The sequence below is a fragment of the Herminiimonas aquatilis genome (assembly GCF_042665175.1).
GTDB classification, from domain to species: Bacteria; Pseudomonadota; Gammaproteobacteria; order Burkholderiales; family Burkholderiaceae_D; genus Oxalicibacterium; species Oxalicibacterium aquatilis.
In genome coordinates this window covers 154,197-170,538 of the sequence record NZ_JBHTCC010000002.1, presented here as the reverse complement: position 1 = coordinate 170,538, position 16,342 = coordinate 154,197, and the positions used below count along the sequence as shown (strand labels likewise).

The following is a 16,342-nucleotide window of genomic DNA, read 5'->3' as shown; positions in this document are numbered from 1 at the left end:
ATCTCTATTCAGTATGCGTATTCAATACGTTGCGATCGCTTCCACAAGGAATATACCGACATGCTCGTCCAGCCACTCCATTTCGTTCCGGTTAAGCAGCTCGGTCTGTCTTCATCCAGCCCTTTAGCCAGATTGCTGCACAAGGAATTGCGCGGCGATGTGTTGTTCAGCCAAGCGGACCGCGGTCGTTACGCAACGGATGCATCTATCTATCAAATCATGCCGATTGGTGTCGTGGTACCGCGTGATCAGGATGACTTGTTGACGTGCCTGGATATCGCGCGCTCGGAGAAAGCACCGATACTCGCGCGTGGCGGCGGCACCAGTCAATGTGGTCAAACGGTAGGTGAAGCGCTGGTTATCGACAACAGCAAATGGCTGAATAAGGTTATTGATTTTGATAAGGAAAAACTGAGCATCACGGTCGAGCCCGGCATGGTGCTCGATCATCTGAATGCATGGCTCAAGCCGCATGGCTTGTGGTTCCCTGTCGACGTATCGACAGCTGCGCAATGCACGATAGGGGGCATGGCGGGCAACAATTCCTGCGGATCGCGTTCCATCGAATACGGCAATATGGTGCACAACGTGCTCGGCATTGATGCGGTACTTGCAGATGGTACGCAAGCGCGTTTCGAGGCCCTGGAAAAGATGGGACAATCCGCACGGGTGCAACAGATCGTGCAAGGTTTGCAGCAGATAGCGACGCGCGAACGTGACGAAATCATAGAGCGCGTCCCAAAGGTTTTGCGCCGCGTTGCTGGCTACAACATCGATCTATTCGATTGCCAGAATCCGCTCGCCTATACCGACGACGGCAGCGCCAATCTCGCACACATACTGGTCGGCTCAGAAGGCACGCTTGCCTACAGCCGCCAGATTAAGCTCAAGCTGGCGCCACTACCTGCAGCTAAAGTTCTCGGCGTCATTAACTTCCCGACCTTCTATCAGGCGATGGACATGACGCAACACATCGTCAAGCTCATGCCTACAGCGGTTGAATTGGTTGATCGCACGATGATCGATCTGTCGCTGAGCAATCCTGCATTCAGACCTGTTATCGAAAAAGCTCTGGTCGGTCAGCCGCAGGCAATTTTGCTGGTTGAGTTTGCTGGTGACAGCAAGGCAGAATTGGTTGAGCGTTTGTCGGCATTGTCTGATTTGATGAGTGACCTCGGCTTGCCAGGATCTGTCACGAATATGGTCGACGCCAACGAACAAAAAGCATTGTGGGATGTACGCAAGGCCGGCTTGAATATCATGATGAGCATGAAGGGCGATGGCAAACCGGTTTCCTTCATCGAAGATTGCGCGGTACCGCTGGTACATCTGGCGGAATATACCGAACGCTTAACTGAAGTTTTTCACAAATACCAAACCGAAGGTACCTGGTACGCACATGCCAGTGTCGGTACCTTGCACGTACGGCCGATACTCGACATGCGGCGCAATGGTGCAGCCGACATGCGTGCGATTGCAGAAGAAGCATCGGCATTGGTGCGCGAATACAAAGGTGCGTATTCCGGCGAACATGGCGACGGCTTGTGTCGTGGCGAATGGGTGGCATGGCAATACGGCCCGAAACTGAATCAGGCTTTCAGCGAAATCAAGGATTTGTTCGATCCGGACAATCGCTACAACCCAGACAAAATCGTGCGTCCACCGAAGATGGACGACAAGAGCAACTTCCGTTTCGCGCCCGGTTACCGCGAACTGGCTATAGAAACCAAAATGGATTGGTCAGCGTGGAACGTCACGCGCGATCCGGCCAGCGGATTGGAAACCGCCCCCGGCACCGGTGATGATCGCACTGGTGGCCTCGCCAAAGCAGTAGAGATGTGCAACAACAATGGGCATTGCCGCAAGTTTGACGCTGGCACCATGTGCCCGAGTTATCGCATCACCAAAGATGAACGCCACGTCACACGCGGCCGCGCGAATACCTTGCGACTGGCAATTTCCGGACAACTAGGTAACGACGGCTTGGCAAGTGCTGAAGTGAAAGAAGTGCTGGATCTGTGCGTCTCATGCAAAGGCTGCAAACGGGATTGCCCGACCGGCGTCGACATGGCGAAGGTCAAGATAGAAGCACGTGCTGCGTGGACCGATAGACACGGCAGCACCTTGCGCGATCGCATGGTTGCCTTCATGCCGCGTTATGCGCCATACGCCAGTCGTATAGGGAGCTTGCTTGCCGCAGGGGAACGCCTGCCGTTGCTAGCTGGCTGGTTGAAAAAGTTTGTCGGCCTTGCGCCGCAACGCGCCTTCCCGAAATTCAAACGTTCATTCCTGTCGCAACAAACTGAACGTCCAAACTTGGGCAGCAAAGAAGTACTACTCTTCGTTGACACCTTCAACAATTACATGGAGCCGGAGAATGCCGCAGCTGCGCAAGCAGTACTGCAAGCCGCCGGCTACACCGTGCATTTGAATATCAAGGCGAATGAAAGACCACTCTGTTGCGGTCGTACCTTCCTGTCAGCTGGTCTGGTTGAAGAAGCGAAGAAGGAGGCGCGTCGCACGCTCGATGCGCTGATGCCTTTCGTCAATCGCGGCGTCGCTGTTGTCGGATTGGAGCCATCGTGCCTGCTATCGTTGCGCGATGAATTCTTGAGTTACGGCTATGGTGATGAAGCGAAGACACTCGCGGCAGCAGCTTTCCTGTTCGAGGAATTTTTGCTCAATGAACAGACCGCAGGAAGAATTGATCTCACGCTAATGGATCTCAAACCACTGACATCGAACAAAGCCGCTTTGCACGGCCACTGTCACCAAAAGGCGTTCGATGCTGTACGTCCGGTACAGGCAGTTTTGAAATGGATCCCGCAACTCGACGTATCGTTGATTGAATCATCCTGTTGCGGTATGGCGGGAAGTTTTGGTTATGAAGCCGAACATTATGAAGCGTCCCAGGCAATGGGTGAGTTGTCACTATTCCCTGCAATAAGACAAGCTGAAGCGGGAACTATTTTCGTCGCAGATGGCACCAGTTGCCGACATCAGATCGCGGATGGTACGCAGCAAAATGCGATGCATGTGGCGCGAGTATTAGCCATGTCACTATCGCGATAGATAAAGATAACTCCGAGCTATTCAAATAACTGAGTGATTCATTGAGATGTGATTGGCATCTGCGAAATATGCGTTGATGCAATATCAGCGCCGTCAGTGTTGAGTTGCAGGCGGCTGTCTGTGCTCTGCCCGAATTGGAGCGGGCAAGATTGATTGCCGCGGATGGAATATATGGATATCAATGGGATTGAGTACACATTTTTGATAGCGATCGATATTACAAATCGCGAGGGAGTTAGCTATGAATGCTGGCGTGGTCAGAAACTGGTGCTCAAAGTATCTCGGGATGACGAAAAGCGTCAGTTTATTTTTTCTCAGTTTCCTTCAGAACTTCCACTGTCCCTAGTTGAACATATTGCGAAAGTTTCTCGAAAAGAGCTTGGTGACTTTAAGCCCAGAGTCAAGGCCACAAGATGAAAATCCGCGAGCGCTCGGCTGCAGACCAGCTGTTAACGGCCATTCATCGACATTGACGATCAGCGACTTGCCGCTCTCGACACCCTAGCTGACAGTAGCCGCCACGTTGGCCCTAGCCTTATGCAATTTTTTGTAACTGTCGATCAAGCGGTGGTGCCTGTCCAGCCCCTCCAGCTCCATGTTCGTTGGCGTCAAGCCGAAGAAGCGCACGCTGCCGTCCACTGAACCCAGTACAGCGTCCATCCGCGGATTGCCAAACATCCGGCGGAAGTTGACCACATAATCGTCCAGCTCGAGATCGTCATCCAGCATTACTTCCAGCACCACATTCAAGGCCTGATAAAACAATCCGCGCTCGACTGTGTTGTCGTTGTACTGCAGGAAGGCGCCGACCAGTTCGTGCGCTTCCTCAAATTGCTGCAAGGCGAGATTGATCAGCAGCTTCAACTCCAGAACGGTCAGCTGCCCCCAGTCCGTGTTCTCGTCAAATTCGATGCCGATCAAGGTGGCGATGTCGCCATAATCATCGAGTTCATTATTCTCCAGACGCTCAAGCAGTGCGTCCAGATTGTCATCGTCCAGGCGATGCAGGTTCAAGATATCGTTGCGGAACAACAGCGCCTTGTTAGTGTTGTCCCAAATCAAATCTTCCACCGGATAAACCTCGGAATAACCCGGCACCAAAATCCGGCAGGCCACTGCGCCTAGCTGGTCATACACGGCCGTGTACACCTCTTTGCCCATGGCTTCGAGAATACCGAACAGGGTCGCGGCTTCATCGGCATTCGAATTTTCACCTTGGCTGGAAAAATCCCAATCAACAAAATCGTAGTCAGCCTTGGCACTGAAAAAGCGCCACGACACGATGCCGCTGGAATCGATGAAGTGTTCCACAAAGTTATTCGGCTCATTCACGGCTTCACTGGCAAAGGTTGGGCGAGGCAAATCGTTCAAGCCTTCAAAACTGCGACCCTGTAGTAATTCTGTCAGGCTACGTTCCAGCGCCACTTCCAGACTTGGGTGCGCGCCGAAAGAGGCAAACACACCGCCTGTGCGCGGGTTCATCAAGGTGACGCACATCACTGGATACACTCCGCCCAGCGACGCATCTTTCACCAGCACCGGAAAGCCTTGCTCTTCCAGGCCCTGAATGCCGGCCAGAATGCCAGGGAATTTCGCTAGCACGTCTTGCGGCACATCAGGCAAGGCAATTTCACCTTCCAGGATTTCGCGTTTGACCGCGCGTTCGAAAATTTCGGACAGGCATTGCACTTGCGCTTCGGCCAATGTATTACCGGCACTCATGCCATTGCTGACGTAAAGGTTTTCGACCAAATTGGACGGGAAATACACTACCGCGCCATCCGACTGCCGTACATACGGCAGCGAACAGATGCCGCGTTGCGCATTGCCGGAGTTGGTGTCTATCAGATGCGAGCCACGCAGCTCGCCATCGGGATTGTAAATGTGCAGACAGTAGTCATCGAGAATGTCAGTCGGCAGCGCATCCTTGCGGCCCGGCTTGAACCAGCGTTCGTTCGGGTAATGGACAAACTCTGCATTGGCGATGTCTTCGCCCCAGAACGTGCCGGCATAGAAATGATTGTTGCTCAGTCGCTCGATGTACTCGCCTAACGCCGACGCCAGTGCGCTTTCCTTGGTCGATCCCTTGCCATTGGTAAAGCACATTGGTGAGTGCGCATCGCGTATATGCAGCGACCACACATTGGGAATGATATTGCGCCACGAAGCGATTTCAATCTTGATACCCAGGTCCGCTAACAAGCCCGACATATTGGCGATGGTTTGCTCCAAAGGCAGATCCTTGCCCAGGATATACGTGCTCGCATCGGCAACGGGCTTCAGCGTCAGCAACGACTGCGCATCGGCATCCAGATTCTCTACCTCTTCAATCACAAACTCAGGCCCGGCTTGCACCACTTTTTTGACGGTACAACGTTCGATGGAGCGCAAAATACCTCGACGGTCCGATTCCGAGATATCAGCCGGCAACTCGACCTGAATCTTGAAAATCTGTTGATAACGATTTTCCGGGTCAACAATATTGTTCTGTGACAGGCGAATGTTTTCGGTAGGAATGTTGCGCGTGTTGCAGTACAACTTCACAAAATAAGCCGCGCACAAGGCCGATGAGGCCAGAAAATAATCGAAGGGGCCGGGCGCCGAGCCATCGCCTTTATAGCGGATAGGCTGGTCGGCTATGACGGTGAAGTCATCGAACTTGGCTTCAAGACGTAGCTTATCGAGAAAGTTGACCTTAATTTCCATGGGGGAATTCCAAAAAATGGTGCGCAAAATGATGTGGCCGCTATTATCCGTCACCGCGCCGATGTCGTGTAATACATCGATGCTTTCCCCAAATGCTAGGGCATACGGATAAATTGCCCGGTTAGCTCAATTGTTGCGGTAAGAATCTCAGCTTCCGTGTCGCTTTGCACGTAGTTTTCTATATACGTTTTCCTTCTAACAAAATGCAAAAAGATTCGTTCTCCTTATAACGGCTAAGTGTAATTATTGCGGCCTGTTAGTCATATTTGTAATAAAGAGAGCTTATGTCTGCCGTTGCTATTCCTCTTTCCGCCCGCAAACTAAAGGCATCCCGCGTCCTTCCCGGGTTTCATTTGTCGCTTGGATTCACGATTTTTTATCTGAGTCTGATCGTTCTGATTCCTTTGTCAGCCGTCTTTTTAAAGACGTTCACCATGAGTTGGGATGCATTTATCGCGGCGGTGACTTCTGATCGCGTGGTTGCGTCATACAAATTGACGTTTGGGGCGTCGTTGCTTGCGGCGTTTTTCAACGCCATTTTTGGTGGCATCGTGGCGTGGGTGCTGGTGCGCTATTCTTTCCCCGGCAAGAAATTCATCGATGCGCTGGTGGATTTGCCATTTGCATTGCCGACTGCTGTGGCCGGCATAGCCTTGACGGCTTTGTATGCGCCCAACGGCTGGCTCGGTCGCTATCTGGAAATGGTCGGTATCAAGGTTGCCTTTACGCCGCTGGGTGTCCTCGTAGCGTTGACCTTTATCGGTTTGCCTTTCGTCGTGCGCACCATACAGCCGGTGCTGGAAGATGCGGAGCGCGAGCTGGAAGAAGCCGCGGCCAGTCTGGGTGCCAGTCATTGGCAAACCTTCGCCAAGGTTATTTTCCCTACCGTTTTTCCGGCATTGCTGACCGGTTTTGCATTGGCATTTGCACGTGCAACAGGCGAATACGGTTCGGTCATTTTCATCGCCGGCAATATGCCTATGGTGTCGGAGATCACGCCGCTGTTCATCGTCACCAAGCTGGAGCAATACGACTATGCCGGTGCGACCGCGATTGCGGTGGTGATGCTGCTGGTGTCCTTTGCGATGCTGCTGACGATTAATTTATTGCAAGCCTGGACCCGCAAGCGTGGTCAGGCGGAGAAGGTTTGATATGGCTGCCGTGATTTCTTCTGCCGACGTGGTTGCTGCGCCCAGAGCGCGTACTGCACCGCGAGTGCCGGCGGCAACGCTGGAGCCGGTCTGGGTGCGAACATTGCTGATTGTTGTGGCATTGGCGTTTTTGACCTTATTCCTGTTTGTGCCGCTGGTAGCGGTGTTTGCCGAAGCCTTGAAAAAAGGGTGGGATGCGTATATTGCCGCGATCCTTGAAGAGGACGCCATTTCGGCCATCAAGCTCACACTGCTGACGGCCGCGATTGCAGTGCCGCTGAATCTGGTGTTTGGCGTGGCTGCTTCATGGTGTATCGCGAAGTTTGATTTCCGTGGCAAGAGCATATTGCTGACATTGATCGATTTGCCATTCTCGGTATCGCCTATTATTTCAGGCTTGATCTACGTATTGCTGTTCGGCGCGCAGGGCTGGTTCGGCGGCTGGCTGCAGGAAAACAATATCAAGATCCTGTTTGCGGTGCCGGGGATCGTGCTGGCGACGATATTCGTCACGTTCCCGTTTGTTGCTCGCGAGCTGATTCCCTTGATGCAATCGCAGGGTAGCGAAGAGGAAGAGGCGGCGCTAGTCCTCGGGGCATCCGGCTGGAAAACCTTCTGGCATGTGACTTTGCCGAATATCAAATGGGGTTTGCTGTACGGTGTGATTTTGTGCAATGCCCGTGCAATGGGAGAATTTGGCGCTGTATCGGTGGTCTCCGGGCACATACGCGGACAAACGAATACCATTCCGCTACAGGTTGAGATTCTGTATAACGAGTACCAATTTTCTGCAGCATTCGCGGTAGCATCGTTGCTGGCTTTGTTGGCACTGGTTACACTGGCGCTCAAATCATTCATTGAATGGCGTTTGCGGGACACACACGAAGAGTATCGGGAGCAGGGATCATGAGTATCGAAGTAAAAAACATACACAAGCAATTTGGCAATTTCACAGCCTTGAATAATGTCTCTCTGGAATTTCCAGCAGGCGAATTGACGGCGTTGCTGGGACCATCAGGTTGCGGCAAAACTACCTTGTTGCGCATCATCGCCGGTCTGGAGCAACCAGATCACGGCCAGGTTTTGCTCGACGGTGAAGACGCATCGGCGCGCCACGTGCGTGAACGCCAGGTCGGCTTTGTGTTCCAGCATTACGCCTTGTTCAAACACATGACGGTGTTTGAAAACATCGCTTTCGGTTTGCGTGTGCGTCCATCGGCCACGCGTCCATCCGAATCGCAGATCAAGGAAAAAGTGACCAAGTTGCTCGAGCTGGTGCAACTCGATTGGCTCGCCGACCGTTACCCACCGCAATTGTCTGGCGGTCAGCGTCAGCGTATTGCATTGGCCCGTGCGCTGGCAGTTGAACCACGCGTGCTGCTGCTGGATGAACCGTTCGGTGCGCTGGATGCAAAAGTGCGTAAGGAATTGCGCCGCTGGTTGCGCCGTCTGCATGATGACCTGCATGTCACCAGTATTTTTGTCACGCATGATCAGGAAGAAGCGCTGGAAGTAGCGGATCAAATCGTCTTGATGAACAAAGGGAATGTCGAACAAATCGGCTCGCCTAAAGATGTCTACAACAATCCGGCTTCACCATTTGTTTTCGGCTTCCTCGGTAACGTGAATTTGTTCCACGGTCGCGTGCACGAAGGCATTTTGCAATCATCCGGTATTGCATTTGATGCCCCGGATCATACGGAGACGCAGGATTCCAAAGGGATTGCCTATGTGCGTCCGCATGATCTGGAAGTCGACCGCTATACGACAGGTGCAGAAGGTATCGTCGTGCAGTTGCGCCGTGCGCATGCCATCGGACCATTGGCACAGCTCGAATTGGAGCGCGATGACAATGGTGAACTGATTGAGGCAGTGATTTCAAATGAGCGTTTCAGCCAGTTGAAGTTTAAAGAAGGCGAAACACTGATCGTGCGTCCCAAGCGTTTGCAGGTGTTCGTCGACGATTCAATTTGATTGGATGGTCAGCGGCGCCGCGACGTGTTTTCCTGCAATGCAGGATGTGCATTTTCGGTAGAGGTTTCTTCACATGAATTTTCAGCAATTGCGATCGATCCGCGAAACCGCCCGTTGTGGCTACAACCTGACTGAGGTTGCGAACGTGCTGTTTACGTCGCAGCCTGGCGTCAGCCGGCAGATACGCGAACTGGAAGAAGAACTGGGCGTCGATATTTTTGAACGCAACGGCAAGCGCCTGACCGGTCTGACCGATCCAGGTCGCGGCATTCTGACGATCATCGATAGATTGTTGCTGGAGGCCGAAAACCTGCAGCGCGCCAGCCAGGAATACGCCGGTCAGGAGATCGGCACGCTGGCGGTGGCAACCACGCATACGCAAGCGCGTTACATGCTGCCGAAAGTGGTGCAGGCTTTCCGTACTGCCTTTCCCAAAGTGCGGATTGCCCTGCAACAAAGCTCGCCTGAACATATTGCGGAATGGGTGCTGTCGGGCAAGGCAGATATCGGTATCGCGACTGAGGGTTTGAGTCAGTTCGATGATCTGGTGTCCTTCCCATGCTACCGCTGGCATCATTCGGTCGTGGTACCTGACGGTCACCCATTGCTGGAAAGATCACTGATTACGCTGGAAGACCTGGCGCAGTATCCATTGATTACCTACGACCTCGGGTTTACCGGCCGTGGCCATATCGATGACGCATTCAAGCAGGCAGATATTGCAACCGATATCGTATTGACCGCGATGGATTCGGACGTGATTCAACAGTATGTTGCACTCGGTCTCGGTGTTGGTATCGTCGCATCAATGGCGGTACAACAGAATGGTAACAATGGCTTGAAGGTGATTCATTCTGCCCATCTTTTTGCACAAAACGTGACGCGTCTTGCCGTACGTCGTGGCGCGTATTTGCGCCAGTACACGTATGACTTCATACAGCAATTTGCACCTGACCTGTCACGTGCGGATATCGATGGCGCGATGAAGGCGGGCGCATGAGGTGGGAGGGATAAGCTAGCGTGTCCGGTTTGAAGAGTCATGCGATTACACCTGTGCCAGTCATAAAAAAATCCCGCTGCTGCGGGATTTTTTTATTGAGTACGTGAAACAGACAACGCGACCGATCAAGGCATCAAAGGTTTTTTCGCTGCCAACTTGCCCTTGATATCCGCACTGGTTTTATTGATCGCATCCACACGATAAGCCGTGGAAGGATGGATCGCGGTGTAGGCATTCGGTACGCTGGCCGGGTACTGTGTCGCCAGTCGTTGCCAGAAGGCGGCTGCACCATCGATGCTATAGCCTGCGCGTGCCAGCATGTACAGTGCCAGCTTGTCGGCAGCGGCATCCAGTTCTTGCGGTGTGGCACGCACACCACCGCTACCACTCAAGGCAGTAGCATCCGGTGTGACGCGGGTGAGGTTGTCGATAATGCCGCCTACAGTGGCATTCATTTTTTGTTGTGATGGATGGCCGAGCGCGTTATGTGCAAGTTCCTTGGCCAATACAAAAGCCAGTTCGCCATCGTTACGCACAAAATTCAACATGCCGCGGGTTACCAGAACGCGACGACCGTCTGCATATGCATTGACGTTATCCGCGTTACCCAGATCGATGCCGAAGCCGCAAGCCAGTGTCAGTGGAACAGTCACGTTCACGTTGGTTCCGGCGCGCGTCAATCCCAATTTGATGCTGGTGCGCTTGCCGACCATGGGAGCAAGTATCCCTGCTGCCTGACGTTCCGCGTTTGGTCCTGCCGGCATCGCCTGGCCTTCTACTGTCGCCAGAATATCGCCGCGTTTGATGCCAGCCCGCGCTGCACCGCTGTTGTTCAACACGCCGGTCACCTGTAGTTGCTCGGTAAATCCCAGGGTCTCTGCAGCAGCTACGTAATCTTCAGAAAACGAATACTTGTTCTTTGCGCTGAAGCCGATCAGGTTGCGCGCGTTGCCTCTGCACAGCGGCGCATTGCTGACCAGCAGCGGTGCCGCGATGCGATACAGGCGATCCTGCTGCGAGGTGATCGTACGCAATGTTTGCAATTGTACGGATTCGCTCGCTGCGGTGACTCCCGGTGTGGCTGGCGTATCGAGCGACACTGTGCTGCAGGCACTCAAGGCAAGTGCGATAGGGAGCAAGGCGATGCGGGCAGGCGTGAAGTGCCTGGTTTCGCGCTTCAGTGTGCGCTTCAGTTGCGTGACGAGTGGTTGAAGCAGGCCGTACATAAAGCATTCTCCTAGAATTTAGTGTTTGCCGGTGCTGCCGAAACCGCCGACGCCGCGGTCGCTGGTGTCGAACTCATCGACGACATTGAATGCCACCTGCAGTACCGGTACGATGACCAATTGCGCTAAACGTTCCATCGGATTCAATGTGAATTCTGCCTGTCCGCGATTCCATGTCGATACCATCAATTGACCCTGGTAGTCGGAGTCGATCAAGCCAACCAGGTTCCCCAATACGATACCGTGTTTATGTCCCATGCCGCTGCGTGGCAGGATCATCGCTGCATATGCCGGGTCGGCGATGTGGATCGCCAGGCCGGTCGGGATCAAATGCGTTTCGCCCGGTTTGATCGTGACAGGCGCATCGATGCAGGCACGCAAATCGAGACCGGCACTACCGCTGGTGGCGTAGGCTGGCAATTGCTCTGTCATGCGCGGGTCGAGAATTTTTACGTCGATTGTTTTCATGTGGAAAATGTTGGGAAGTTTTTGGCTGCAAAGTAACAGCGATACAGTTGGATGGGTCAGGGATTGTCTGGATTACAGGCGGCTGGCGATTTCACTGATCAACTGGCGGGCAAGTTTTTGCTTGTCGGCCAGAGGCAGCAGTTTGTGGCCTTGCTCGTCGAACAGCACCAATTCATTCTGATCCTGGCCGAAGGTCTGATGGCCGATATTGCCGACCAGCAGCGGGATGTTTTTCTTCTTGCGTTTGGCTTCGCCGTATTCCTGCAGGTTTTCAGACTCGGCCGCAAAGCCGACGCAGTACGGATGTTTTTCCAGTGCGGCAACTGCGGCAAGAATATCCGTGTTTTGCTCGAACTCGAGTTCCGGTGCTCTGCCGTCCGCACCTTTCTTCAATTTTTGTGCGCTGACATTTTTCACGCGCCAGTCTGCAACTGCAGCAACAGCGATGAACACGTCTTGCGTGCTGACACGCGACATCACGACATCGTGCATTTGCTCGGCGGTCTGTACATTGATGCGGTGCACGCCGTAAGGCGTAGCCAAGGCTGTCGGGCCGGAGATCAGTGTGACGTCTGCACCTGCTTCGCGTGCGGCGCGGGCAATCGCATATCCCATCTTGCCGGAAGACAGATTGGTGATGCCGCGTACCGGATCTATAGGTTCAAAAGTGGGGCCGGCCGTGATCATCACGCTTTTACCGACCAGCAGGTTAGGCTGGAAGCAGGCGATGATTTCTTCGAGTAATTGTTCTGGTTCCAGCATGCGACCCATGCCGGTCTCGCCACATGCTTGTTCGCCGGCGTCCGGGCCGAGCACCGCAATGCGGTCTGCTTTCAATTGCGCGACATTGCGTTTGGTCGCCGGGTTTTGCCACATCTCGACATTCATCGCGGGTGCAACCAGCAAGCGCAAGGTGTCAGGACGTGCCACGCACAAGGTGGACAGTAAATCGTCACAAGCACCATGCGCAAGCTTGAAAATGAAATCGGCGGAGCAGGGGGCAATCACGATGGCATCAGCATCACGGGTCAGATCGATGTGCGGCATGTTGTTCGAAACACGCGCATCCCATTGATCGGTCACCACCGGGTTGCCAGACAGGGCTTGCATCGTCACCGGTGTGATGAAGTGCGTTGCTGCATCGGTCATGACGACTTGCACCACCGCGCCAGCCTTGGTCAGCGCGCGCGTCAATTCTGCTGCCTTGTAGCAGGCAACGCCGCCCGTCAATCCGAGTACGATTTTTTTACCAGCAAGATCCATGGTGACTCCTGAAAGATGTCGCGGGCTAGTTTAACAGTTCACGTGCTGGAAGCAGGTTTTTTGCCGCGCCGTAACTCGTCATACACAAACAGCACCGCGCCTATGCAAATCGCGCTGTCGGCGATATTGAATGCCGGCCAGTGCCGGTTGCCGATATACAGATCCAGAAAGTCGATGACGTGGCCGTACAGAACGCGGTCGATTACGTTACCGATTGCGCCGCCCAGTATCAAGGCCAGCGCCCAGCTCAACAAGCGCTCGCCCGGATTCTTCTTCAACAGATAAATGATGAAAACCGAAGCACCGATGCCGACTGCGGTAAAAAAATGACGTTGCCAGCCGGTTTCTGTTGCAAGAAAGCTGAAGGCCGCGCCCTTGTTATAGACCAGTACCAGATTGAAGAATGGCGTGATCGGCAGCGACTCGCCATACACGAAGGTGCTGGTAATCGCGATCTTGGTGATCTGGTCGAGAATCACCAGGATCGCCGCGATACCCAGCCAGCGCGTTATACCAGTATGTGTAGCAGTATTTGTCGTCATCAGTTCTTTCGCTATTGTTTCAGGCTACGTTATGCGAAGCGGCGTGCTTCGCCTTTGCCAAACAGGTTGTCTACGCAACGACCGCACAGCCCTTCGTGCTCAGCATGTGACCCCACATCTGCGCGATAGTGCCAGCAACGCTCACATTTTTGCGCTGCGGATGGTGTGACAACGACAGACTCTTCTTCGGCGCTGGCGACTTTTTCGACACTGGCTTGTGATGTGATGAGGACGAATTTCAAATCGTCGCCCAGACTTTCGAGCGCAGCGAATTTGTCACCGCTGACTTTCAGTGCCACTTCTGCCTGCAGTGAGGAACCGATGCCACCGGCGACGCGTACTTCTTCGAGTTGCTTGGTAACGTTGTTACGTACATCGCGCAACACGGTGTATTTAGCCAGCAGTGCTTCGCCGTCTGCAACCTTAGGCAATTCGTAATGCGTTTGCGTGAAGATCGTGTCGCCCGCCTGGTCGCCGGCAAAAATGACCCAGGCTTCTTCTGCGGTGAACGACAGAACTGGTGCCATCAAGCGCAACAGCGATTGCGTCAGATACCAGATAGCGCTTTGGGCGGAACGACGCGCATGCGAAGTGACGCCGCTGGTGTAGAGACGATCCTTCAGGATGTCGAGGTAAAAACCGCCCAGATCTTCCGAGCAGTACATCTGCAGCTTGGATGTGATTGGATGGAATTCATACGCGTTGTAATGCGCGACGATCTCGGCCTGCAGCGCGTTCATTTGTGCGATGGCGTAGCGATCGATTTCCAGCATGTCAGCAACCGGCACCATATCGGTGGCTGCGTTGAAGTCTGTGGTGTTCGACATCAGGAAGCGCAAGGTATTGCGGATGCGTCTATAGCTTTCGGTCACGCGCTTCAGGATTTCGTCAGAGATCGACAACTCGCCGGTGTAATCAGTCGATGCAATCCATAGACGCAGAATGTCTGCGCCCAAAGTGTCGGAAATCTTTTGCGGGGCCAGCGTATTGCCAAGAGACTTCGACATCTTCTTGCCTTCGCCATCGACGGTAAAGCCGTGCGTCAACAAAGCCTTGTATGGCGGACGACCATTCAGCATCGACGAAGTCAGCAGCGAAGAATGGAACCAGCCGCGATGTTGATCCGAACCTTCCAGATACAAGTCGGCAGGGAAGGCCAGTTGCTCCTCATGCGAACCGCGCAAAACAGTTTGATGTGTCGTGCCGGAATCGAACCAGACGTCCAACGTGTCTTTGTTCTTTTGGTACATTGCCGCTTCGTCGCCGAGCAGATCTTTTAGCTCCAGCGCCAGCCATGCATCAATGCCGTTTTTTTCGATCAGCTTGGCAATTTGTTCCAGCAACTCAGGTGTGCGTGGATGCAGTGCACCGGTTTCCTTGTGGACGATGAACGCCATAGGCACGCCCCATTGACGTTGACGCGACAGCGTCCAGTCAGGACGATTCGCGATCATGCCGTGTAAACGTGCCTGGCCCCAGTCCGGGAAAAACTTGGTTTCGGAAATGCCTTTCAATGCGGTTTCACGCAGGGTAGGGCCGCCGTCTTTTGGCGTCACATCCATGCCGGCAAACCATTGCGAAGTCGCACGATAAATGATCGGCGTTTTATGACGCCAGCAATGCATATAGCTGTGGTCGAACATTTTCAGTTCGAACAATGCGCCAGCCGCAGTCAAGGCGTTGCAGATCGGTTTCGATGCTTCCCAGATAGTCAGGCCGCCGAACAGCGGCAAGGTCGACGCGAACTTGCCGTCGCCCATGACCGGCGTGATGATCTCATCATCCTTCAAGCCATGCGCTTTGCATGAAATAAAATCTTCGATACCGTAGGCTGGTGCGGAATGGACGATGCCGGTGCCGCTATCGGCTGCGACGTAGTCAGCCAGATAAACCGGCGAGGTGCGATCGTAGCCAGCGTCTTGCGATGCGAGCGGATGCTTGAAGCGGATGCCTTCGAGTGCTGCGCCGGCGCAGGTCGCGATGACTTTGCCTTCCAGCTTGTAACGCGCCAAACTTGCTTCGACCAAATCGGCAGCGAGGATCAGCAACAATGGTTTTTCATCGCGCGATGTTTCGACCAAGGCGTATTGCAATTCCGGATGCACGTTCAAAGCCTGGTTAGACGGGATGGTCCACGGTGTAGTGGTCCAGATCACGACAAAACCATTTTCTGTCGGCAGTGTGGGCAAGCCAAATGCTGCTGCGACTTTGGCAGGTTCTGCAAATGGGAAGCCGACGTCGATCGCCGGATCGCGCTTGTCCTGATATTCGACTTCCGCTTCTGCCAGTGCAGAGCCGCAATCGAAGCACCAGTTGACCGGTTTCAGGCCGCGATAGACATAACCTTTTTCCAGCAAGGTGCCGAGTGCACGCAACTCGTCGGCTTCGTTGCCGTACGCCATGGTCAGGTAAGGATTGTCCCATTCGCCGAGAACGCCGAGGCGGATGAAATCTTTTTTCTGACGTTCGACTTGCTCGGTCGCGTAGGCGCGGGCCTTGGTCAGAACATCTGCGGTTGGCAGGTTTTTGCCATACAGTTTTTCGATCTGGATTTCGATCGGCATGCCATGGCAATCCCAACCCGGCACATATGGCGCATCGAAACCGGCCAGGGTTTGCGATTTGACGACGATGTCTTTCAGGATCTTGTTGACTGCGTGACCTAAATGAATATCGCCGTTTGCATACGGTGGGCCGTCATGCAGGATGAACTTCGGACGCCCTTTTGCTGCTTCGCGGATTTTTTCGTAGATCTTTTTATCCTGCCACTGCTTGACCCATTGCGGTTCCCGCTTCGCGAGATCGCCGCGCATAGGGAAGGGCGTATCGGTCATGTTGACCGGATATCTGCTTGCCGGTTTAGCGTCAGCCTTGTTTGGCTTGCCGGATTTGTTTTCGGGCTTGTTTGTATTGTCGGACATGGTCTGCTTTTATAAAGTA

The 16,342-nt window shown here is 53.7% G+C and carries 12 protein-coding genes; 6 read left to right on the top strand and 6 right to left on the bottom strand.

The genetic code is table 11. The features are described from left to right. Window positions 1-60: 60 nt before the first annotated feature. Together ACFQO0_RS10295 and ACFQO0_RS10290 are read left to right on the top strand one after the other, a co-directional pair. On the top strand, window positions 61-3,072 hold the full coding sequence (locus ACFQO0_RS10295; RefSeq protein WP_382235069.1) for an FAD-binding and (Fe-S)-binding domain-containing protein: 3,012 nt from the start codon (window positions 61-63) through the stop codon (window positions 3,070-3,072). A 171-nt stretch (window positions 3,073-3,243) separates the two neighbouring features. Continuing rightward, entirely contained in the window at window positions 3,244-3,489 is a 246-nt protein-coding gene (locus ACFQO0_RS10290) for a hypothetical protein (RefSeq protein ID WP_382234294.1), read from the top strand. Window positions 3,490-3,573: 84 nt separating this feature from the next. On the opposite strand, the gene ACFQO0_RS10285 is transcribed toward ACFQO0_RS10290, so the two are convergent. Next, window positions 3,574-5,778 carry an OsmC domain/YcaO domain-containing protein gene (locus ACFQO0_RS10285; RefSeq protein ID WP_382234292.1) on the bottom strand — a complete coding sequence of 735 codons (2,205 nt, stop codon included), beginning with the start codon at window positions 5,776-5,778 and terminating at the stop codon, window positions 3,574-3,576. Between the two features lie 284 nt (window positions 5,779-6,062). Between ACFQO0_RS10285 and cysT the strand changes: the two genes are divergently transcribed. From cysT to ACFQO0_RS10265, 4 genes are all read left to right on the top strand, one after another. After that, a complete protein-coding gene (gene cysT, locus ACFQO0_RS10280) occupies window positions 6,063-6,929 on the top strand; it encodes a sulfate ABC transporter permease subunit CysT (protein ID WP_382234290.1) in 867 nt (288 codons plus the stop codon). Window position 6,930: 1 nt separating this feature from the next. Further along, window positions 6,931-7,839: a sulfate ABC transporter permease subunit CysW gene (gene cysW / locus ACFQO0_RS10275; protein WP_382234288.1), complete on the top strand. Its 909-nt coding sequence runs from the start codon at window positions 6,931-6,933 to the stop codon at window positions 7,837-7,839. Further along, complete coding sequence (locus ACFQO0_RS10270) at window positions 7,836-8,903, top strand: sulfate/molybdate ABC transporter ATP-binding protein (protein WP_382234286.1); 1,068 nt, start codon at window positions 7,836-7,838, stop codon at window positions 8,901-8,903. Before cysW ends, ACFQO0_RS10270 begins: the two co-directional genes overlap by 4 nt. A 73-nt stretch (window positions 8,904-8,976) precedes the next feature. Next, the gene (locus tag ACFQO0_RS10265; protein ID WP_382234284.1) at window positions 8,977-9,903 is read left to right on the top strand and encodes a CysB family HTH-type transcriptional regulator; all 927 of its coding nucleotides are present in this window, start codon (window positions 8,977-8,979) and stop codon (window positions 9,901-9,903) included. 125 nt (window positions 9,904-10,028) lie between these two features. On the opposite strand, the gene ACFQO0_RS10260 is transcribed toward ACFQO0_RS10265, so the two are convergent. The 5 genes from ACFQO0_RS10260 to ileS form a co-directional block, all read right to left on the bottom strand. Next, a complete protein-coding gene (locus ACFQO0_RS10260) occupies window positions 10,029-11,129 on the bottom strand; it encodes a M48 family metallopeptidase (protein ID WP_382234282.1) in 1,101 nt (366 codons plus the stop codon). An 18-nt stretch (window positions 11,130-11,147) separates the two neighbouring features. Then, window positions 11,148-11,597 carry a dUTP diphosphatase gene (gene dut / locus ACFQO0_RS10255; protein ID WP_382234280.1) on the bottom strand — a complete coding sequence of 150 codons (450 nt, stop codon included), beginning with the start codon at window positions 11,595-11,597 and terminating at the stop codon, window positions 11,148-11,150. 72 nt (window positions 11,598-11,669) lie between these two features. Next, on the bottom strand, window positions 11,670-12,860 hold the full coding sequence (coaBC, locus tag ACFQO0_RS10250; RefSeq protein ID WP_382234278.1) for a bifunctional phosphopantothenoylcysteine decarboxylase/phosphopantothenate--cysteine ligase CoaBC: 1,191 nt from the start codon (window positions 12,858-12,860) through the stop codon (window positions 11,670-11,672). 38 nt (window positions 12,861-12,898) lie between these two features. Then, window positions 12,899-13,402, bottom strand: coding sequence for a signal peptidase II (lspA, locus tag ACFQO0_RS10245; protein ID WP_382234276.1), 504 nt, complete (start codon window positions 13,400-13,402; stop codon window positions 12,899-12,901). A gap of 29 nt (window positions 13,403-13,431) precedes the next feature. Then, on the bottom strand, window positions 13,432-16,323 hold the full coding sequence (ileS, locus tag ACFQO0_RS10240; protein ID WP_382234274.1) for an isoleucine--tRNA ligase: 2,892 nt from the start codon (window positions 16,321-16,323) through the stop codon (window positions 13,432-13,434). Window positions 16,324-16,342 lie beyond the last annotated feature (19 nt).